The sequence below is a fragment of the Paenibacillus sp. FSL K6-0108 genome (assembly GCF_045040695.1).
Taxonomy (GTDB): domain Bacteria; phylum Bacillota; class Bacilli; order Paenibacillales; family Paenibacillaceae; genus Paenibacillus; species Paenibacillus pabuli_B.
The window spans coordinates 5678018-5699067 of the sequence record NZ_CP150288.1; the positions used below are offsets into that span (position 1 = coordinate 5678018).

At 46.1% G+C, this 21050-nt stretch carries 19 protein-coding genes; 7 read left to right on the plus strand and 12 right to left on the minus strand.

Going from position 1 to position 21050, the window contains the following annotated elements; translation table 11 throughout:
• Positions 1 to 283: 283 nt before the first annotated feature.
• Entirely contained in the window at positions 284 to 1204 is a 921-nt protein-coding gene (locus tag MHB49_RS25830; RefSeq protein WP_247898810.1) for an alpha/beta fold hydrolase, read from the minus strand.
• Positions 1205 to 1312: 108 nt separating this feature from the next.
• Between MHB49_RS25830 and MHB49_RS25835 the strand changes: the two genes are divergently transcribed.
• Positions 1313 to 1783, plus strand: a complete 471-nt coding sequence (locus tag MHB49_RS25835; RefSeq protein ID WP_405153504.1) for a MarR family winged helix-turn-helix transcriptional regulator — start codon at positions 1313 to 1315, stop codon at positions 1781 to 1783.
• A gap of 360 nt (positions 1784 to 2143) precedes the next feature.
• Here the strand turns inward: MHB49_RS25835 and MHB49_RS25840 are convergent, their stop codons facing one another.
• From MHB49_RS25840 to MHB49_RS25850, 3 genes are read right to left on the minus strand one after another with little or no spacing between them, the layout of a single operon-like run.
• The gene (locus MHB49_RS25840) at positions 2144 to 2470 is read right to left on the minus strand and encodes a hypothetical protein (protein ID WP_405153505.1); all 327 of its coding nucleotides are present in this window, start codon (positions 2468 to 2470) and stop codon (positions 2144 to 2146) included.
• A gap of 35 nt (positions 2471 to 2505) precedes the next feature.
• Complete coding sequence (locus MHB49_RS25845) at positions 2506 to 3132, minus strand: SMI1/KNR4 family protein (RefSeq protein ID WP_247898813.1); 627 nt, start codon at positions 3130 to 3132, stop codon at positions 2506 to 2508.
• Between the two features lie 35 nt (positions 3133 to 3167).
• On the minus strand, positions 3168 to 3617 hold the full coding sequence (locus MHB49_RS25850; protein ID WP_405153506.1) for a DUF6386 family protein: 450 nt from the start codon (positions 3615 to 3617) through the stop codon (positions 3168 to 3170).
• Between the two features lie 251 nt (positions 3618 to 3868).
• On the opposite strand from MHB49_RS25850, the gene MHB49_RS25855 reads away from it, so the two are divergent.
• Complete coding sequence (locus MHB49_RS25855; protein ID WP_405153507.1) at positions 3869 to 4246, plus strand: PilZ domain-containing protein; 378 nt, start codon at positions 3869 to 3871, stop codon at positions 4244 to 4246.
• 81 nt (positions 4247 to 4327) lie between these two features.
• Here the strand turns inward: MHB49_RS25855 and MHB49_RS25860 are convergent, their stop codons facing one another.
• The gene (locus MHB49_RS25860; RefSeq protein WP_405153508.1) at positions 4328 to 5674 is read right to left on the minus strand and encodes a uracil/xanthine transporter; all 1347 of its coding nucleotides are present in this window, start codon (positions 5672 to 5674) and stop codon (positions 4328 to 4330) included.
• Positions 5671 to 6255, minus strand: coding sequence for an ankyrin repeat domain-containing protein (locus tag MHB49_RS25865; protein ID WP_405153509.1), 585 nt, complete (start codon positions 6253 to 6255; stop codon positions 5671 to 5673). Before MHB49_RS25865 ends, MHB49_RS25860 begins: the two co-directional genes overlap by 4 nt.
• A 184-nt stretch (positions 6256 to 6439) precedes the next feature.
• Here MHB49_RS25865 and MHB49_RS25870 point away from each other — a divergent pair, with 184 nt between their 5' ends.
• Positions 6440 to 7333, plus strand: coding sequence for a LysR family transcriptional regulator (locus MHB49_RS25870; RefSeq protein ID WP_247898818.1), 894 nt, complete (start codon positions 6440 to 6442; stop codon positions 7331 to 7333).
• A 103-nt stretch (positions 7334 to 7436) separates the two neighbouring features.
• Here MHB49_RS25870 and MHB49_RS25875 read toward each other — a convergent pair whose 3' ends face one another.
• The 5 genes from MHB49_RS25875 to MHB49_RS25895 all read right to left on the minus strand — a co-directional run bounded on the left by MHB49_RS25875 (position 7437) and on the right by MHB49_RS25895 (position 14251).
• Positions 7437 to 9356: a beta-glucoside-specific PTS transporter subunit IIABC gene (locus MHB49_RS25875; RefSeq protein WP_405153510.1), complete on the minus strand. Its 1920-nt coding sequence runs from the start codon at positions 9354 to 9356 to the stop codon at positions 7437 to 7439.
• A 128-nt stretch (positions 9357 to 9484) separates the two neighbouring features.
• Positions 9485 to 10336, minus strand: coding sequence for a BglG family transcription antiterminator LicT (licT, locus tag MHB49_RS25880; RefSeq protein WP_405153511.1), 852 nt, complete (start codon positions 10334 to 10336; stop codon positions 9485 to 9487).
• A 234-nt stretch (positions 10337 to 10570) separates the two neighbouring features.
• Positions 10571 to 11995: a glycoside hydrolase family 1 protein gene (locus MHB49_RS25885; RefSeq protein ID WP_405153512.1), complete on the minus strand. Its 1425-nt coding sequence runs from the start codon at positions 11993 to 11995 to the stop codon at positions 10571 to 10573.
• A 228-nt stretch (positions 11996 to 12223) separates the two neighbouring features.
• Positions 12224 to 13681, minus strand: coding sequence for a glycoside hydrolase family 1 protein (locus tag MHB49_RS25890; protein ID WP_062325655.1), 1458 nt, complete (start codon positions 13679 to 13681; stop codon positions 12224 to 12226).
• A gap of 279 nt (positions 13682 to 13960) precedes the next feature.
• Complete coding sequence (locus MHB49_RS25895) at positions 13961 to 14251, minus strand: hypothetical protein (protein WP_405153513.1); 291 nt, start codon at positions 14249 to 14251, stop codon at positions 13961 to 13963.
• Between the two features lie 146 nt (positions 14252 to 14397).
• Between MHB49_RS25895 and MHB49_RS25900 the strand changes: the two genes are divergently transcribed.
• Complete coding sequence (locus tag MHB49_RS25900) at positions 14398 to 15159, plus strand: LuxR C-terminal-related transcriptional regulator (RefSeq protein WP_405153514.1); 762 nt, start codon at positions 14398 to 14400, stop codon at positions 15157 to 15159.
• A 112-nt stretch (positions 15160 to 15271) separates the two neighbouring features.
• Positions 15272 to 16060, plus strand: coding sequence for a hypothetical protein (locus MHB49_RS25905; protein ID WP_405153515.1), 789 nt, complete (start codon positions 15272 to 15274; stop codon positions 16058 to 16060).
• Between the two features lie 101 nt (positions 16061 to 16161).
• Here the strand turns inward: MHB49_RS25905 and MHB49_RS25910 are convergent, their stop codons facing one another.
• A complete protein-coding gene (locus MHB49_RS25910; RefSeq protein ID WP_405153516.1) occupies positions 16162 to 17913 on the minus strand; it encodes a dipeptide ABC transporter ATP-binding protein in 1752 nt (583 codons plus the stop codon).
• Positions 17914 to 18059: 146 nt separating this feature from the next.
• Here MHB49_RS25910 and MHB49_RS25915 point away from each other — a divergent pair, with 146 nt between their 5' ends.
• The gene (locus tag MHB49_RS25915) at positions 18060 to 19502 is read left to right on the plus strand and encodes an ABC transporter permease (protein WP_405153517.1); all 1443 of its coding nucleotides are present in this window, start codon (positions 18060 to 18062) and stop codon (positions 19500 to 19502) included.
• Positions 19503 to 19514: 12 nt separating this feature from the next.
• The gene (locus MHB49_RS25920) at positions 19515 to 21029 is read left to right on the plus strand and encodes an ABC transporter permease (RefSeq protein WP_405153518.1); all 1515 of its coding nucleotides are present in this window, start codon (positions 19515 to 19517) and stop codon (positions 21027 to 21029) included.
• Positions 21030 to 21050 lie beyond the last annotated feature (21 nt).

Below are 21050 nucleotides of genomic sequence, written 5' to 3' on the forward strand. Positions count from 1 at the left end.
GAGGCAATGCCAAATATATTGAAGGACACAAATAACAGGCCGTGTACGGCGGCACAATCAACTAACTTGAGAAGTTGGTAGGCTCGAGCACTGTACCTTCCGTTGGCCCAGCAGCAACAAAGGCACGATCACTGTCTCTCCCCGCGAACTGCGTATTCTTCCATAGCCTCTCCTCCGCAACTCGATTGCGTGCAAAACAGCTTCTTTTTTTTCATCGCTTACATAAGGAATGCCCCTAATTTAAGGATGGCCTCTTCTTTAAGATCGCTATGATCAATTATTCTTACTTGGATTCAATTCGGCCTAACGGATTGGTTCTCTCTTCCAGAGCTTTGCGGGCTTCTATCCAGCTGGAATTGTCGAGGCCGAGCGCATCGCGCAGGTACGACCACGTGAGCTGCCGAAGCAAAGCAACACGTTCGGGGTTCTCGTCCGTCGTCTCCGCGACGTTGTACCCGGAGATTCCGCCAAGTATATGTTCTGCCCCGAAGAGGGTGAGCAGGCTCTTGCTGCCAGGGCTCAGGAAGTAGGGGTCCGTGAACCAGTCAGGCCCCCGAGTGGACAGGTGTGATTGGTCATGATCCCCAGCAACCACAAGAGTCGGCGTCCTCATCTCAGAGAATCTCGGGTGCATGAAAGGGAAGTGCTCTGCCGCGAACGGAGTCAAGTCAGCTCCACCAAGGCCAGTCGTGGAAAGCAATACACCCGCCTTGATCCGCGAGTCGGACATGTCCTCTCCCGGTTCGCCATTGGCATCGAGGACTCGCGCGCCAAGCAGCATGCTCACCGTTTGGCCTCCCCAGGAGTGTCCGGCTGCGGCAATACGACTTCGGTCGAGACGTCCGCTGAGGCCTGGAACGGAAGCTTCAATAAGATCAAGTTGGTCAAGGATGAGCTTCAGGTCTTCGACGCGGAAACGCCAAATCAGTGGTGTACGGGGATCGTCAGGAGGAAGATTCAGCGTCCTCGAGTCGAGATGGGTGGGTTGAATGACCACGAAGCCGTGAGCAGCCCAGTAGTCGACTAACGGACCGTAGCTGTCCATCGACCAACCAAAGCCTTGCGAGAAAATAATAATAGGCAATTGGCTACCCGTCGCTGGCGCTGATACCCGCACTTGCAAATCCTCGCCACGACTCGGGGCCGATAGTATTACCGGCTTAAACGAGATAACTGGAGTAGACGTACTTACGTTCATTTGCATAATGGATGTTCCTTTCTTGGCCTTCTCAGCATTAGTTAGGTTGACACATCAACCTTAAGCAACTGTATCATATTGCAGTTGACACGTCAACCATGCTATACTGATTCCATGAATAAGAGCGAACTGAACGAAGAAGAAATTCAATTATGGTATAAGTGGAAAGGCTCCTTTCACAGCATCTTCGGTCGCGTAATCAAAGAGATGTCCGATCACACCGGACTATCAGAGGGCGATTATGGAGTACTGGATCGGTTAGACCTTCTGGGGGACGGTAACCTTCGCCAACAGGAGCTGGCCGAATCCATGGACTGGGATAAGAGCCGATTGTCACATCATCTGACGCGGATGGAGAAACGCAGGCTGGTGATGAGGAAGCCATTAGACAACGATCGTGGTGTTCAGGTCATCATTACTCCCATTGGCAAATCAGCCTTAAATGATGCCCGTCCCATCGTCTCCATGGCCATACGCAAACATTTTCTGGATCAATTAACCGATCAAGACGTGGAGTCGATTACGAAGCTGGCGGAAAGAACAAAAAAAGGATCTGCCGCATCTTATAATGCCCCAACGCCATGACCGCGTATTTTCAAGCCCCTTCCACCAAAACGATGGAGGGGGATTTTGCTTTCCAAAAGCAAAATGCCCCCTCAAGTACCGCAACATTCTCTGACTTTAAAAACAAGCAGTTGCTATTATAAATTTTATAATACACGCTTCAAGTTCCGTGAGGTGGCGAGAAATGGAACGAAAATAACTCCCAATATTGGCGTTTCAAATGCAGACAAATTCCTTTGATCCTATGTGGTTATTGAAGATAACTGCCCGTTAGTTTAATGAAAAGTCGCACTAATGGGGACTCACGGCAACTTTATGCTTCCACTTTCGACTTATGGCAAAATTCACGATGAGGCTCTGTATTGAAAATCCATATCTCTGTTAAAATTCAAACCATTCCAATGCGCCGTCATCCCGGTTCGTAGCCGTTTTCAGCTGTCTCAGCCAATCTGCTGCGAACTCCCCCCCGATATGAAATAGACAATATATGTATAACTCTCCAGCCACAACTTCATCCATTTCCGATGCCACTTCAATCGAGACTTGTAGAGCTTCAGACCAGGAAGAACCCTCTTGAAGCAAAACAAAACCATCTTCATAATACTCCAGCCTATACATTTCGGAGAAAGTTAAGGAGTCCGCCAGTCTTTTCACAACCCCAGGTAATATTGCAGGATTTGTTGCTCTAATGCCATATTCCCAGCCCACATGGTACCTCCTTCAATCTGACGGTTAGCTAAGAACTACTGCTCTTGCTTATTTCTTTCATTGATCGAGCGGTCCAGCCACAATTCATACCAGTCCAGAAAACCCAGCCGCTCCGTGTTGCCCATATAATGATCCGGATAAATTCCATTACTGTTCGCCCGATCATCGGTCCAAATCTGTCCATGAGACAATCCCTTCACGATCAGATTAAGCGACACGCCACAGCCAAAATCACTGATTCGCAGCATCCCTGCCGACCATTTCGGATCATAATAATCATGTTCAAGCGCTGCCCACTCGTCCTCATCCTTACTGTCATCGTACCAGTCAACATCCCAATTCCAGGATTCCACATGTGGGAACGGCTCGGAAATGGCATTCAACTCATCATCATAATCCATTACCAAATACACGCCATCCTCAGGTTTTTCCAGCCCATAATAAGGACCTGTTCCGCCACTGCCAATTACAAGCAAAAACGCTTGATATTCTTCTGGGAGCTCTATCTTCCATTTCTGTTCAAATGCCTTAATCTCGTCCAACGTCCATACTGGAGCCATCTCATATTGATGATTTTCCGCCCCAAACAGATTCCGTTCCGGGTCCAGAGCTTGCAGCTTGTTCAATTTTCCCTGTATGCGTTCCAACTGGGCCTTGTACATGTCCGTAAGCCTCCTTCAATCGCTTATCTATAACGCTAAATTCGAATCAAGTCACTTAAGTTGTTCTCGCTTTGCAGACTGGGCTTCATGGCAATCGAGATTTGATTATCTTCCTTCGTTATTCTGCACGCATAATTTCCGGGTTCCAACTGGAGCAACATGCCCCCGCACGAATCATCGGGCTCCAGCTCGCCTCCAGTGACATCATCAGCAGCTCCCACATATACGGTACCGGAAGGAACTCGAAAATGATACAACAGTTCGATCTCCACTTCCTTAACCGATTCATCCAGACTCCATTGCACCTCATACTGTCCGTCTTCACCCAAGTTCAGAAACAAACAGTTGCCTGCATTTACTTCCGCCAGTTCATCCTCTGCAATAGACCACCAGTCCGCTGTATCCTCAACCCGATGTTTTAGTGAAGCCAGATCATACAGGCATAATGCTGCCGTATCTGTGATCACTTGAAATTTTCCGTTCATTCTAGTTCCCCCTTCTTTATTTAAAATAAACACCCGTTCCTTTCCCAACTGATCCAGGTGAGAAATCAGAACCATATCCAACCATTATAACAAGCCATACACACGGGTTAAAGGAACCTTGGGGCTATCTGTGATCCTGTTGCACCTGCAGAAAATTGATGATGTTATCAAACAAGGTTAAACTCTTCATTTTTTTAGCAAAATTGACGATATAATCATAACTGACTTTTTTTGATTTTGTGGAGGAAACCATGGCTATCAACCTTAGAAGAGAACCTTTTCGCTATACTTTAAAGGAACCAATAACGTTCGAAATTTTTATTCTCAGCATTAACGGTGCCTCTGCACCACCCAAACCCATTCAAGCTGAATTATGCGATATCAGCCGATCCGGCTGTCAGCTTTCTTTCCCGTTAAATCTGCATGTGGAGTCCAATAACATCCGAATCGGCATGAACTTGCTGCTTTTTGAAGACCCCTTATACTTGGAAGGAACGCTGCGTTGGGGCAATGAAGAGAAAAACCGGTGGCATTACGGTGTACAGTTGGAGATCCAGCAAGACAATCATGAGCGTTTATCCAGAGAAATGAGAATGCTTGCGGGACAAGGCAAAATTGTGGTGAAGTAACCGGGGAGCTACCAACCCAACAACAAAAAAACAGCCCGCTCAACCGGACTGTTTCAATATTTTGTTCAAGATTTTAGATATTCAGGCTGCTTTGGTTGCAATCGTTGTGTTGTCCATCTTGGACCAATCCACTGTGGTTTCGAGCAGCAGTGACACTACGACCCCAATGACGAGTCCATTGCTAATGATCGGGATGAGATACATAGGCAAAGAATGAAAGGCTTCAGCAGGAATATTCATTACAGCAACACCTGTAAGAACCGGCAATGCTACACGATAGATGGTTTTGGAATTAAATTTGATGCCTTCAAGTGTTCTCAGGGCCGTCCCGAACATCTGCAAATACGCTACAAATAGCACGGCACTCCCAACGCTGGGCGGGATTTGTGCAAAAAAAGCTGTCACTGAAGGTGTAAGTCCCAACATACATAACATGCCTGCTCCAACAACAAACGCAGCTCGTTTCAGAATACGAGTGCTCTCCAGAAAACCAATTGAAGAAGCAAATAAACCGAACGGCAGCACACCTACACATGCAGATAACATGGTGAACAATCCTGTGAGCATGTACGATCGTTTATATTGTTGGCTGGTCGTTTGTACTTCATATATTTTTTCGACGGAGCTTAACGTGGTGATGGAGTTCGTCATATTCACCAGCCCAACAAAAAAAGCGGTGATGACAATGCCCGGCTCCCACTTCGGCGTCCCCCACGGAAACCAGGAAAACAGGTTGAAATCCTGTTGACCGGATACTCCTGCATGCTGTCCTGGGAACACAAAATTGTAGGCAATCCATCCCGTCACGATGCCAATCAGGATGGAGTAATTGCCCAGCTTACCTTTTCCCTTAAGCTGGATCAAGGCCACAAAAAACGCAATGGCAACGGACAACGCCGCCACAGGCAGGTTGAATGTGCCAAACTCGGTGTATCCAATCATGCCTTTGAAGAAATTCATGGTCAATTGAATCGTCATCAGAAATAACATTGCACTCTTGACCATGGGTGTGAACAGCTTCTGAAGCACATGCGCCGCTCCAAGCGCGCCAAGAATCATCATCGTCAGACCCGCTAACAGAAAACCCGCAGCCAGTCCTCCCCCAATACGTTCCAAACTCATGCCTGCCGATGAAGCCGAGGCCGTTAAGCTTAGCGTGAGCCCCCACCATAACCCCGAGGGACCATCCATCACGGCATAACGATGTCCAAAGAACGCCTGTAAGATACATACAGCCCCGGTCAGCAAAAAGGCATGCTGCATTGACGCAGCAGTGGCCTCCGGTGAAAGCTGAAAATTATGTCCGATGGATAACGGCACCACTACCGTGTTGGTAAACAGGAAGAAGAACCACTGAATGCCTGCCAATATAAGTGATGACGCACCCTTTATATGATTTTGCAAAGATTGCTCTTGATGTCTGTTCATGATTGGGTTAACATTCGCTCCATTTCTATATAATGATTTCTGCGGGCATGCGCAAGTGCTGTAACTCCATCCCGGTCAGCAATCAAGGGATCCGCACCATATTGCAAAAGCAATGCTACGATCTGCTGATGGCGTGTGCCGCCATCCCCCAGAATGACCGCTTCCAGCAAGGCTGTCCAGCCCAGATTGTTGATATGATTCACATTCACATCTGTGCTGGTCAGGAGGATTTCCACAATATCGACATGTCCTCGATCTGCAGCAGGAATCAGTGCTGTACCTCCAAAACGATTCGTAAGCCGGGTATCGGCACCTGCTTTTATAGCCAGTTCGACCATTTTACGCAAACCTTCCGCACTGGCATACAACAGCATGTTGTCCAGTCGTTGATCCTGGATGTTCACATCTGCTCCCGATTCAATAAGCATACTTGCCGTCTCTGGCTTGTTGCCATGTACCGCGGCCATCAGAGGCGTCCGCCCTCGCGCATCCCGGTCATTCACACCGGTCCCTTGTGCGATAAACCGCAGCACATCATCTGTATGTCCAGCTTCAGCAGCAGCATGTATTGTTTTCAGCACCGCACCTTCACCCTCCAGTTCATCCTCATCCTCAAGGCATATATTCGAATGATCATAATCTACATGTGTGATTTGAAGTGTTTAAACCTTATGTATGGTAACATAGGATGAAAGTATAATAAAAATACATGTTTTGTTGGTTTCCCATACGAAAAACATATCGTTGCAAATAAGGAGAACATACGTGGATATCAAACAATGTCGCTATTTCATCGCGATTGCTGAGGAGAGACAGATCACAGCGGCAGCGCGCAGATTGCACATGGCTCAGCCTCCTCTAAGTCAGCAGCTTAAGCTGATGGAAGACGAGCTCGGCGTGGCTTTGTTTGAACGCAAAGGACGCAGCATGGAGCTGACACAGGCGGGTCGAAGCTTCTATGATTATGCGGTTACGATGACCAAATACATGGAAGAGGCTGTCATGGAGATGCAAAGTTTCCGCTATGGCATTCGGGGCAAGCTGTCGCTTGGCATTAATACCATTTCAGATCGTTTGATCCCGCAAGCGCTCCAGCAGTTTCGGACAACACACCCCCAGGTAACCTATAAAATCCAGCAAAATGAATCTGCGCAGCTCTGCCAGCTCCTGGGGGAAGGCAAAATCGAGCTGGCCTGTGTGCGAATGCCTGTCAAAACAGAGCAATATGAAGTGCTGCATCTACCGCAGGAAGCCCTCTTCTATATTTCTTCCACACCGCTGAGGTCAGCGGATGAGCGCGGGATTTATTTTCAGAAGCTGGCCGACATCCCTCTCTTGCTTCCCAGTACCGAAGGGCTTGGAATGTTCGAACTGATATTGCAGAAATTCCGGGAGCATCACGTGAATCCTTCCATTGCTGGCGAATGCTCGGATATTAACATGTTGTTGGAACTTGTACGACTCGGTTTTGCAAGCTCCATCGTGCCCCATACGGTTCTGCAGTTATATCATGAGCATCCATTTCATGTCTATCGTATTCTGGATGCGCAATCCACCGTAGATTCTGCGCTTGTGTGGCATCGAAATCGCCATCTGTCCAAGCCCGCGCAGCACTTTGTGCAATTGGTTCGGGAGCTATTGCCTGCTTGCTCGGTTTAGCCTCCAATAGGATGTCGACAATCGGAAAGGTAGCCACATCTACAAAAAAAGCAGCAGCCTTGCCGGATTTTCATCCGATAAGACTGCTGCTTTTTAATATTCGTTACGCTTTTGCCGTGAACAACAATTCTTGTTCTTTAATCGTTGTACGTCCGGCAGATTCGATTGTATTGTATTGATGCATGTTCGTAATGATAACCGGCGTAATTGTAGTGTAACCGGCTTTTTCAATTTCTTCCCGGTCGAATTCCATCAGTACATCACCAACGGCAACCTTCGCTCCTGCTTGAACTTTAGGGGAGAAGAATTGACCTTTCAGTTTCACGGTATCAATCCCGATGTGAATGAGCATCTCAGCGCCATTGTCGCTTACCAAGCCGATGGCGTGTCCACTCTTCGACAGCGAGAATACCGTTCCGTTGATCGGAGAAACCACGCGGCCTTCCGACGGCTGGATGGCAAAACCTTTACCCATAATCTCTTCGGAGAATGCAGGGTCTGGAACTTCGCTCAATGGTTTAACTTCACCAGTGATCGGGCTGAATACGTCTTGATCCAGTGCTTTCGTTTCTTCAACAGCAGTTACTGCGGAAGCAGAAGTCGTTGCTGCTGGTGTTGTAGGCTCAGCAGCTGGCGTAGCTTCAACCGATTGTGGAACATTGTCTTCTTGGAAACCAAGAATGTACGTCAGTACTGCTGCTGCTACAATGGCAATCAAACCACCAGCCAGAGCGTAGAGCAGTGTGCTAATTGCCGGACTGATAAATGCTGCAATACTTGGCAGACCCACTAGACCTGTAAGTACATAAGCTTTAACATTGACGATCCCCATGAATCCACCTGCAACAGCTCCACCGATCAGGGCTGCTATAAATGGTTTTTTGAACTTCATATTGATCCCATACATTGCCGGTTCCGTAATCCCCATGATAGCCGTAAGACCTGTAGAATAAGCAAGCGATTTCGTTTTACCATTTTTCGATCTAAGACCTACACCAAATGCTGCACCACCTTGTGCCAAGTTAGCTGCAAACATCAGTGGAATAATAAAATCGTAACCAAGTGATGTCATCGAACCAACAATGATCGGCAGCAGTGCATAGTGCATACCTGTAATGATCAGAAGTGACATCGTACCACCAATCAAGATACTTGCGAAGATGGACATGTTGTCGAACAACCATGAAATACCACCAGACAAACCATTACCGAGTACTGTACCCAATGGTCCAACCGTCATCAAGGTTAGAGGAACCATAATTAACAGGGTAACCGTTGGAACAATCAGAAGCTTAAGCGAAGCATGTGTAATACGATCAACCGCTTTCTCTACATAGGAAGCAATCCAGATTGCGAGAATAATCGGAATAACCGTAGAAGAATAGGTTGCTGCTATAACCTTAATGCCCACAAATGTGGTATCGCCATTGGCAAGCAAGGCTGTAATCGTCGGATGCATAATCCCCGCTGCCAGCGCTGCGGCAATATACATATTGCTACCGAGCTTACGTGCGGCACTGATCGCCAGAATAATCGGAAGGAAGTAGAATGCACCATCACCAATAGCAGACAAAATGATATAAGTTGAACTGGTTTCAGACAACCAACCTATAGCTACCAGGATTGCAACGATCCCTTTGATCATACCGGCACCCGTAATCGCTGGCAGAATCGGTGTGAATATGCCGGAAATAAAGTCGAACAATGCACTTACTGGATTTCTCTTTTTCTTCTCCCCAGTCGAAGCACCAGTTGATCCAGCGTCTGCATTTGGAGATTTGGACATGTTGCCTACAAGTGCATTATACACAACAGGCACATCGTTCCCGATAATAACCTGGAACTGTCCACCGTTCTCCATAACGCCCATAACGCCTGGTGTATTTTTCAGCGTCGCTTTGTCCGCTTTTTTGTTGTCATTCAGGTTGAACCGGAGTCTTGTCATACAGTGTGTGACTTGATCGATGTTCTCTTCGCCACCAACAAGCTTCAGGATATCCTTGGACAATTGTTGTTTATCCATTGTGTTTTGCTCCTTTTATGTGTAATGAAGGTTAAAAAAAAACCTAAACACTGAATAATGACAAAGCCGTTTCAGCTTATCATTATTCAACGTTTAGGTTTTGCCTTTTTTGCAGTAACAATCCCAATTTATTCGATTGTTTGTTCCGTTCTGACAACCCGTTCAATATGAATGGTCAGATATAAGATTTCTTCCTTGGATAAGACCCGGCTATAGATCTTGCGAGTATAGTCGTTAATCTTACAAGCACAAGCATGTGCCTCAGGATATTGTTTGCTCACCAGGTCATGAAGCGGATTATCTGCTTCCTTATCTTCAATCGCTGTACCGTGTAATACGCGCTGAGCAAAGAACTTCAAATGTGTCAGGAATCGATAATAACTCAGCGAATCCTCATCCAGCTCAATGACAAAGCTGCGTCGTACAATGTTGAGTATATCTTTTACGATATTCGTAATGCTGATGGTTTCTCTCATCTCACCGTTCATCTGGGCATTGACCAGATGCATTGCGATGAATGCGCATTCGTCTTCAGGAAGCAGGACGCCCAATGTTTCTTCAATAATCTGAAGCGCCTTGAGCCCAATGGCATATTCCTTGCGATACATGCGTTTGATCTCCCAGAACAATGCGTTACGAATCAGCAAGCCTTGACGATGCCGGTCAATGGCAAAATGAATATGATCCGTCAGTGAAATGTAGATGCTTTCGTGTAACTTCTCACCTAACACGGTCTCTGCATAACGGATGATTTCATCCGAGCATTCAACATATTCAACTGGAATATCAGACAGAAGCGTTTTCAGTTTCTGCGATACTTCCTTGCTTTCGAGTGAGAATATTTTTTCGACCAGACTATCGTCTATCGTTTCACCAGTATGCTTTTTGAAGGCTATGCCCCGCCCCATGACGACCAGTTCGTTTCCTCCTGGATCAATCACAGTAACTACGTTGTTGTTCAGCACCTTCTCAATTTTCATTTCTTCACATCACCTTGCACCGTCAAAGTAGTAAAAGGCAAAACCAAAACAGGTCATAAAACATATGCCCCGCTTCTGGTTTTGCCTGATTGAACAGTAACAATCCAGTATTCATTAGCCTTAGGCCCATCTTACCATATAATTATCCATCTGACAATGTTTTTGTGAAAGCGGTTAATGTGCTTGAATATGACACAAGAAGATGCTGCCCACATATGTCTTTGGAACCAGAAATTAATAATTGTCGGATTTTAGACTTGCGCCGTTTGTACCAATAACTTCTTTGTACCAATGGAATGATTTTTTCTTGTAACGATCCAATGTACCTGTTCCATCGTTGTTGCGATCCACATAAATGAATCCGTAACGTTTTTTCATCTCTGCCGTGGATGCACTCACCAGATCGATGCAGCCCCATGCGGTATAACCCATGACTTCAACGCCGTCTTCAATCGCTTCGCCTACTTGTACCAAGTGATCATTCAGGTATTGAATACGGTAATCATCATTCACCGTTTTGTTGCCATTTTCATCTGTGATCAGTTCATCTACTGCACCCAAACCATTTTCGACAATAAACAACGGTTTCTGATAACGATCCCAGTATTTATTCAGCGTTACGCGCAGACCTTGCGGATCAATTTGCCAGCCCCATTCACTAGCTTTGAGATAAGGATTCTGTACACCTGCAAACAAGTTTCCTTTTCCTTCAATACGCTTCTGCGGGTCACCTGTCTCACAAATACTTACATAGTAGCTGAATGAGATGAAGTCCACCGTATGTTTCAGAATTTCAGCATCGCCATCTTCAAACTTGATGTTGATATTATTCGCTTTGAAGTAACGATTGATATATTTCGGGTAATAACCGCGTGCATGAATATCGGCAAAGATATCATTACGCTGTTCAGCATGCATCGCAGCAACCACATCATCCGGATTTGGTGTCAGTGGGTACGTAGGCATACTTAGTACCATGCAACCAATTTTCGCTTCAGGCATAATCTCATGACCCAGTTTGACCGCGAGCGCACTTGCCACCAGTTCATGATGGATCGCTTGGTACAGATCCTGCTTGGACAGTTCCGCTTTTGGCGTGTAGATACCGCCACTCATGAATGGTTCTTCCAGGATGGAGTTAATTTCATTAAACGTCAGCCAGTATTTAACTTTGCCTTTAAAACGGTTAAACAAGACGGTTACATAACGCTCATAGAACTCGATCATTTTACGGTTAACCCAGCCGTCATACGTTTTGGACAAATGCAGCGGTGTCTCATAATGAGAGATCGTTACAAGGGGTTCAATTCCGTATTTATGGCATTCGTCAAACAAGTCATCATAGAACTGAAGACCTTTTTCGTTTGGCTCCAATTCATCGCCTTTAGGGAAAATACGGGACCAGGCGATGGATGTACGGAACACTTTGAAGCCCATTTCCGCAAATAGTTTAACGTCCTCTTTGTAGCGGTTGTAGAAATCGATACCGATCAATTTCAGGTTATCTTCTGTCGGTCCTTCCGTTCTTGGCGTCGTAATCCCGTGCGGCATTACATCCTGAACAGACAGGCCTTTGCCATCCGTGTTATAGGCTCCTTCAAGCTGATTGGCTGCGACTGCGCCGCCCCATAGAAAATCCTTCGGAAATGGTGTTGTCATATCAGTCATTCCTCTCTGGTTACGTTATATTCATTCTTTGTTAAAACAGTTGACCCTATGCCTGCGAGCACATCAAAAAGCGGACAACGTACCAACGTAAAGGGCATGAGATCAGATGGATCACAATAGCCTGCTTTATGTTGGGTTTTGCCCGCTTTATGCGGTAACAATCCCGAATAGCCCAATTATTTGGAGAGATCCGGTTTCAAGAATAGGAATCAGACCAAATTACAACTGCTCGCCATTGCTGGCAATTACGTTTTTGTACCAGTCAAACGAATCTTTTTTGGAACGTTTGAGTGTTCCGTTACCTTCGTCATCCAGATCAACGTAGATGAAACCATAACGTTTGGACATTTCTGACGTGGACATGCTCACAAGGTCAATCGGGCCCCATGCCGTAAATCCAATCAGGTCCACGCCGTCTTTGATCGCTTCTTTCATTTGTTCGATGTGTTTCTTCAGGTAGTCCACACGATAGGAGTCATGGATTGAACCGTCTTCTTCGACACGGTCATATGCACCCAGACCATTTTCAACAATAAACAATGGTTTCTGGTAACGATCCCAGAAGTTATTCAACGTCACGCGCAGACCGATCGGATCGATCTCCCAGCCCCAGTCGGAAGCTTCCAGATAAGGGTTTTTAACGCCACCAGTCAGGTTACCTGTTGTTTCTTCCTTGTCTGCAGATGCAGATTTGGTTACGGACATGTAGTAGCTGAAGGAAATGAAATCAACGGTATTGTTCAGCAAGATCTCATCATCGCCTGCTTCTTTTTGAATCACGATGTTGTTTTCTTCAAAATAACGAGCCATGTAGTTCGGGTATTGACCACGAGCATGCATATCCGTGAAGAAGAGGTTAATCTGATTCTCATGTTGCGCCAGACGCACATCTACCGGATTACAAGTCGCCGGATATGTTTCCATACGAGCGAGCATACAGCCCACTTGTGAACCAGGAATAATCTCATGTGCAAGCTTGGTTACGAGTGCACTCGCTACAAATTGGTGATGCAGCGCTTGATATGTCGTTTGCAGCTGGTTGTCCACTTTATCGATCAGGATACCGCCGCCTGTGTATGGGCTAAACAGCATCACGTTGATTTCATTAAACGTCAACCAGTATTTCACTTTATTTTTATAACGGTTGAACACAGTCTCTGCATATCTCACATAGTGCCCAATCACTTCACGACCTGCCCAACCATTGTATTTCTGTGTCAGACCGAGCGGTGTTTCGTAGTGAGACAGGGTTACCAGCGGTTCAATGCCGTATTTCAACAATTCGTCGAAGACGTCGTCATAGAATTTCAAGCCAGCCTCATTCGGCTCTTGATCGTAACCATTCGGGAAAATACGTGCCCAGTGAATGGACAAACGGAATACTTTGAAGCCCATTTCGGCGAACAATGCGATATCTTCTTTATAGTGATGATAGAAATCAATACCAAAACGTTTAGGGAAACGTTCTTCAATTTTGCCGGAAAGGATCTCTTCGATTCGTGTAGAGGAGATTTCCATGGCATGTCCGCCTGTACGCTTCTCTTTGGGAACATGCGCAATCATATCCGCAGTAGAGAGACCTTTGCCGTCCTTATCGAATGCACCTTCCAATTGGTTGGCAGCAGTAGCGCCTCCCCACAGGAAGTTTTCGGGGAATCCTTTTTTTGCCGTGGTCATAACGAACAACCTCTTTTCGAATTTTATTTGGGTTTTTCCCGAATACACCGGCTGTATTTCAGGCCAAAAAACAAGAAAAACCTAAACTCAAGGTAAAATAGCTCGCAAAAAAGAGCCTTCATTTCACCATCAGTTTAGGTTTTGCCTGTCTGCACAGTTACAATCCATCAAAAGATGTTATTGCGTATTCGGTTGTTTTTCTCTTGTAATGTAAGCGTAACATATCTATTTTGCAAAATCAACTTTCCGCTCAATGCGCTCGCACACCCCCTTTTGACGTTATCGAGGCATTTGCATAATTGCTGCTCTTAGGGCATTCGTATCCTCTTTTTTGAGGTAACTGGCAGGACTTTCGTCTCCCATTGCGGGTACTTTCATGTCTATCCATCTCAGTGCATATTCACCCATTTCACATAAAAGAACCTTGCTAATATCTGCCGGAATCCCCCGCTGTTCTGCACATTCAGCCCATTTTGGATCCACATGCAAATATGCTTCTTCGAAGAGCAGCACAAATGAGTCCCAACTGCTTTGATTAAACTCCGCCAGAAATAACTCTTTCATACTCATGTAAATTTCCTCCCTCAAATAGACATCGTAACCCCGAAGTCCTACAGTAAGCAATTCATCCTTAAGCCGCTTGAAACCGAGTCTGAAAAAGGTAAACTTAATTTTAAATGTTTTTTGGGAAAATGGATAGTCAAGGAGGACACCTTATGTCTGCACAAATATCTGCCATACGGAAGAGCTGGTTCGAGAACGAATTGCACGATCCCGGTATGGCTCGCATCAAGTATGTAACTCCAACCAATCTGGACAGGGTTCGCAAAATCAATCATTTTCTAATTAGCGCATTCCAGCATAGTCTCTCGGATATTAAAGAGAATCTGTCCAGCACGTACCTCTTTCTTCTTACAGATGCTGACGGGGTACTGCTTGCCATGGATTACAGCTGTGATCTGGAACAGGTCGTAAAACAATCGCCGATTCGTCCAGGCATGGTTTTTACAGCCAAGAGTTGTGGTGTAAATGCCATATCGGAAACTATGGACACACACGAACCGGTTCTTCTGCCACCCGAGCAGCATGAGAATCCTCTGTTCCAAAGTTGGCATTGTTACGCCACCCCCTTATCTCTTGGCTTTCAACGCGCCGGCTATCTCGACGTCTCCACTATTAATGCGGACATGCAAGGGGAACTAATTGCAATTGCCAAGCTGATTCCAGCCCATATGCAAAATCGGTATCAGTCTAACCTTGCCTCGTCGGTAACGGAGCAGCCATCGATTGAGTTCACCAAACGCCAGTTAACCATTCTGAAAATGATCTCGAGCGGGCTGACGGTTAAAGCGATTGCCCTTAAATTGAAAATTAAAGAATGTACCGTAAACCATCATAAAAAAGTAATTTTCAACAAATTAGGCGTGCAATCCAGCGCGGAAGCTGTTTCAATTGCCAGCCGTCTGTCTTATTTATAATGGTACCCCTATAGATTCCTATAGGTGGTCAACACGAACATCTGTGCTAAGATTTTTAGGTACACATGAATTAGAGAGAGAAAGAACACACACACATTTTCAGGAGGGTATTATGTCTATTCCAAAAAAAGCTTCATTGTTTGCCATGTTAATTATGATTCTGTTGGTTGCTGCAGCCTGCGGCGACAAGGCGGATAACAACGCCAAAACGAATGACTCAACTGCAACAGAAACCACTGCCGGCACTGATACAGACACAGCCAAGACAGAAGATACGGAGAAAACGGAGAGCTCCGAACCATCCACTTCCGAGTCCAAGGAAACAGATAACTCCAAAGACGTGGAATTGGGAACTACGGAAAAAGGCTCTTATAACAATGACTATTTCGGTGTATCACTGAAATTCCCGGAAGCTTGGGAGTTCCAGGATGCCGCGGGCATGAACGAGCTGACTAACGCTTCCTCCGAAGTTATTGCTGGAGACGATGAAACGAAGAAAAAACAAATTGAACTATCTCAGGCCAAAACACTGAACCTGTTGATGGCTTCACAATATCCATTGGACGGAGGTCAAGTTGGCCCTTCCGCTATGGCGATTGCTGAAAAAGTAAGCCTGCTGCAAGGAATTCGCACAGGTAAAGATTACCTGAAAGCAACGAAGAAATTCATGGAGGACAGCCAGTTCCCTTATGAATACAAGGAGTTCACAACCGAAACCATCGGTGGTAAAGAAATGGATCTGATGCAAATTACGATGGATGCTGGCAATGGTTCAACCATTACGCAAGATTACTACAGCACGATTATTGAAGGTTATGCATTCAACTTCATCTTTACCTATTTGGATGATACTACAAAGGCCGAGATCGACAACATTAAGAAATCGGTTCAATTCAAATAATATATTTACCGTGCCTCCTGGGCATGGGATAGAACCCCGCGCAATGATCTTCCACAGATCACTACCGGGGTTCTTTTCTGAGTAAACATGAATGGTTCACCTTATCCGGAAATGGCCACCCAATGTCCCTCTTTTACTTCCACCCATCGGGACTGTTCCAGATTATAGCGATCTTCCACTTCTGCCATCTCTCTTGGAACTTCGTTCACAGCATGACGTTTTTTCTTCGCTTCTACAGCCGGGTCCGGAACCGGAATGGCCGATAACAAAGCCTTTGTGTATGCATGCTGAGGGTTCGAATATAGCTCTTCACTTTCTGCCAGCTCCACAATCTTCCCATTATACATGACAGCTACACGATCACTGATATGTTTAACCATGGACAGGTCATGTGCGATGAATAGGTATGTCAGACCAAGTCGCTGCTGCAATTCCTCAAGCAGTTGTACGATCTGAGCCTGAATGGACACATCCAGCGCAGACAAAGGCTCGTCACATACAATAAATTCAGGTTCCACGGCCAACGCACGAGCAATCCCAATCCGCTGCCTCTGCCCACCCGAAAACTCATGAGGATATCGCTGGGCATGTGCCGGATCGAGACCCACCATCTCCAGCAATTCCTCCACACGCTTTTCCCGTTCAGCGGGGCTGCTGGCAAGATGGTGAATATCCAAAGCTTCTCCAATAATGTCCATGATTCTAAATTTGGGATTAAGCGAGGCATACGGGTCCTGGAAAATAATTTGCATATGCCGCCTCATCGTTTTCATCTCCGAGGCAGAGAGGCGGTTGAGCGGCACTCCCTTGAACAGCACATCCCCACCTGTAGGTTCATGCAGTCGCAGAATGGCTCGGCCTGTAGTCGATTTCCCGCTGCCCGATTCACCTACAACCCCCAACGTCTCCCCCTGGCGAATCTCGAAACTGATATCGTTTACAGCTTTTAAAGTGTTGCCTTTCCCCAGATTAAAATGTTGTCTGAGGGACTTCACTTCCAGTAAAGGCTGATCATCCTCCAGATCGCGTGGTACCAACGACACGAGTTTCGGCTTTTTCTTCTCGTCTAATCGAGGCAATGCATTCAGCAGTCTGGACGTGTATGGATGTTTCGGATTGGCAAAAATCTCGGTGGTTGTCCCGGATTCCACAATCTGCCCGTCTTTCATGACCACGACCCGATCACACATGCCTGCCACGACTCCGAGATCATGGGTAATCAGAATAATGGAAGTGCCCAGCTGTGCCTGCATATCTTTCATCAAATTAAGGATCTGGGCCTGAATGGTAACATCGAGCGCAGTTGTCGGTTCATCTGCGATCAGTAATTCAGGACGGCAAGCGAGAGCAATGGCAATCATCACCCGCTGACGCATACCTCCGGAGAATTCATGTGGATACTGATTGAAACGTATTTCACTCTTGGTGATACCAACGAGCTCCAGCATGGCAATCGCCCGCTTCTTTGCTTCCCCTCTGGAAAGCTTCTGATGTTTAATCAGACTTTCGGTGATCTGTTTCCCGATTTTCACGGTCGGATTAAGAGAGCTCATAGGGTCCTGAAAGATCATGCCAATGTCACGGCCACGGATACTCTCCATCTCTTTTTGTGTTTTATGAACCAGATCTACCCCTTTAAACAGGATCTCACCCTTTTTCATCTGCGAAGGAGGAGAGGCAAGCAGCCGCATAATGGAACGTGCCGTAACACTTTTCCCACTGCCAGATTCCCCTACAATGCCAAGGGTTTCCCCTTTCCGCACTTCAAAACTGACTTCTTTCACCGCCTGAAATTCACTCTCTCCGGAATGAAAAGAAACGGACAACTCATTTACTTTCAACAAAGGTTGCATGTAATCACCAGCCCTCATCCATATTTTCACTTGTGCTCATATGTATACTCTTCCATACCTTGACAATTAAATATACTCTAAATAATATATACTATATCAATCGGAATAATGCAATTTAAAGTGAGATGAAAGGAGGCTCGCATGGTTTGAATCTTGCAAAATCCAGCAAAATGTCACAGCTTGTTTACACCCTGGGATTTAATTATGGCAAAATGCTGCTTCATCCCTCCTATCGATATGTTCTATTTATTCTCGGACTGCCCGTTAATTTGGTTGTGCTTCTGATCTGGCAATCCAGACGAAAAAGGGATGAGTGGGCCGTGGTTCAGCAAGCTGTTGAGCGCGATATGCTCTCCACTTCTTACCGGGATACACTCCGGACGGACGTAGAACAACAGTTGAGGCGTAAACACCGTTTTTTTCGGCAGCAAGTTAGTGAGGCAGAGTTTAAACGACAGACGGAGGAGTGGCTGGAGGAATCCGTTCAGAAGGAATTAAAGGAACGAACATTCAGCAAGCTTCAGGAACAGGGGAAGCAGCGCCTGACGATGGCCGATACATTCCAATCATTGATTGATAAACCGTGGTTCCTTGCAATATCGGTTATTCCGGGCTGTCTGATGTACGCCATGATGTTTTTGTATGGCAATCCTTATCTAAAGTACATATTCGAAAGAATTCTGATGACCGTATTCGTCATTCTGGGCGTAGCAACACTTGTATTCACCATCTTGTACCTGTCTCCATTCAATCCGGCGGCCAACATTCTCGGAGAGACGGCGACACAGGAACAGATTGCAGCTTTTAACCATGTGTATGGCCTGGATCAGCCCTATCTTGTCCAGCTCTGGAACAATATCAAGGGCATAGCGCTATTTGATCTCGGCAAGTCCTTTTCAGGGAATGAAGATGTCACGGCTACGATCGCCAGAAAGTTTCCAATCACGCTAACACTGGCCGTTATCTCCTTGCTGCTTGCCCTTGTCATTGCCTTGCCAATCGGTATCATCTCGGCGATCAAGCCCAATTCACTGTTTGATTACACCTTCATGTTTATTGCATTGATTGGATTATCAATTCCGAATTTTTGGCAAGGACTTATTTTCATCCTGAATTTTTCGATCAAGCTGCAGTGGCTTCCGGCTACCTTCAACCCACAGAACTGGCTGTCCATTATTATGCCAACGATTGTTCTGGGAACGGGATTAACCGCTGCGGTGGCCCGTATGACCCGTTCTTCCACACTGGAAGTTATTCATGAGGATTACGTGATGACTGCTCGTGCCAAAGGATTAAGCGAACGACAGGTACTGCTGAAACACGCTGTGCGCAATGCGCTAATTCCAATCGTAACCGTTGTAGGTCTTCAATTCGGAGGCATGCTTGGCGGGGCGGCTGTAACAGAGAAAGTATTTAACATCAGCGGTCTCGGCAGCTATATTGTGGATAAACAATTTATACCCGATATTCCGAGTATTATGGGCGGAGTAGTTTACACGGCGATTACAATCTCCATCATTAATGTGGTGGTAGATCTGTTGTACGCTTTTGTCGATCCCAGAGTCCGTTCCAAGATGAAACAATATTAAAGCAGGTGCACTATGACAAAATCGGGTTCACTTACACAAGAAATGCGTTTTCGTCTTAAGTCTTCACAGGAGTACAGTCAGGCAAGCTTCGCTTGGATCACTTCCCTTCTGTTGTCGGCGATACTGTTATTCAACAGCTATGACTGGAGCCTTCAGGTGTTCAGGCCATTTCTACTGACTGCACTAGGAATCTACCTATTTTTCACGCTGGTCCAAAGTGTGCTGGTGCTCCAAATTCGAAGAGATCTGATTCAGCAGGGGACAATCTCTGTGTTGACTCGCAGACTCGCCTGGGTCCAGCTGCTGGGTATCATTTCAGGCAATATCTTTATCGTGGCGGCCGCTTTTCACCTGATCAAAAAGACAAAGAGCATTGAGTATACATTTGCGGTGTATATGCTGCTGACCCAGCTGTTCGTTATTGGGGTCTCGGCACTCAATATATTCAAACCCTATGTTGCGGACACGTTTTTGCCAGCCATGGCGGCGCTGGTGTTTATTCTGGTGATTGATTTGGTTGTGCTGTTTATCGTATCCCGATATACCTCAGCCTCGATCATCCCACGCTGGATGTTGTGGGTCAGCCTCATAGTGGTTCTGTCTTCGGTCACAGGGAATGTGTTCGCACTGCTGCTGGGTATTTCCATCATTGGACGAATCCGCAGACAGGGTAAACAAAAATCCAACTTCTGGAACGATCTGTGGGAGCGTCTTGCTCCGAATGTCACAGCCATGTCTGGTATGTTTTTCATCATTTTCCTGTTCTCGATATCGATTTGCAGCTTCTTTACTTTTGATTACAGCATGGCTGTAGAAAATAACTACTCGGCTTTGCTTCAGTCTCCATCGCTCGCCTATCCCTTGGGAACAGATGACTTTGGACGATGTTTATTTTCCCGGATTGTATTCGGTGCCCGTATATCGTTAATTGTGGGTTTCATGTCAACTCTGATTCCGGTATTGATTGGCGGTATTCTCGGTGCATTCTCGGGATTCTATGGAAGACATACAGACAATATCATCATGCGGCTGCTGGATATTCTCTATGCCATTCCGGGTATTCTGCTCGCTATCGCCATCATTGCGGCGTTCGGAGCCAATACAGTCAATCTTATTTTGGCACTCAGCCTGGGCTCAATCCCAACTTATGCACGTACCATGAGGGCCAGTGTGCTCTATGTATCTACGTTTGAATTTGTTGAAGCTGCACGTGCGCTGGGTTACAACAATCGTTCCATTATTTTTAAACATATTATTCCGAACTCGCTCGCACCCATGATTATCAAGTCCACGCTTACCATCGGCGGAGCAGTCATCGCCACCAGCAGTCTGAGTTATTTGGGGCTCGGCGTGGAGCCGCATATTCCCGAGTGGGGCAACATTCTCAAGCTGGGCAGTACGTATCTGGAAACCCATTCGTATCTGGCCATCTATCCAGGTCTTGCGATCATTCTGCTCGTACTATCGTTCAACTTTCTGGGTGACGGACTACGTGATGCGCTTGATCCGAAGCTTGAAAAGGCTTAACCGCTTATACAACATTCAACT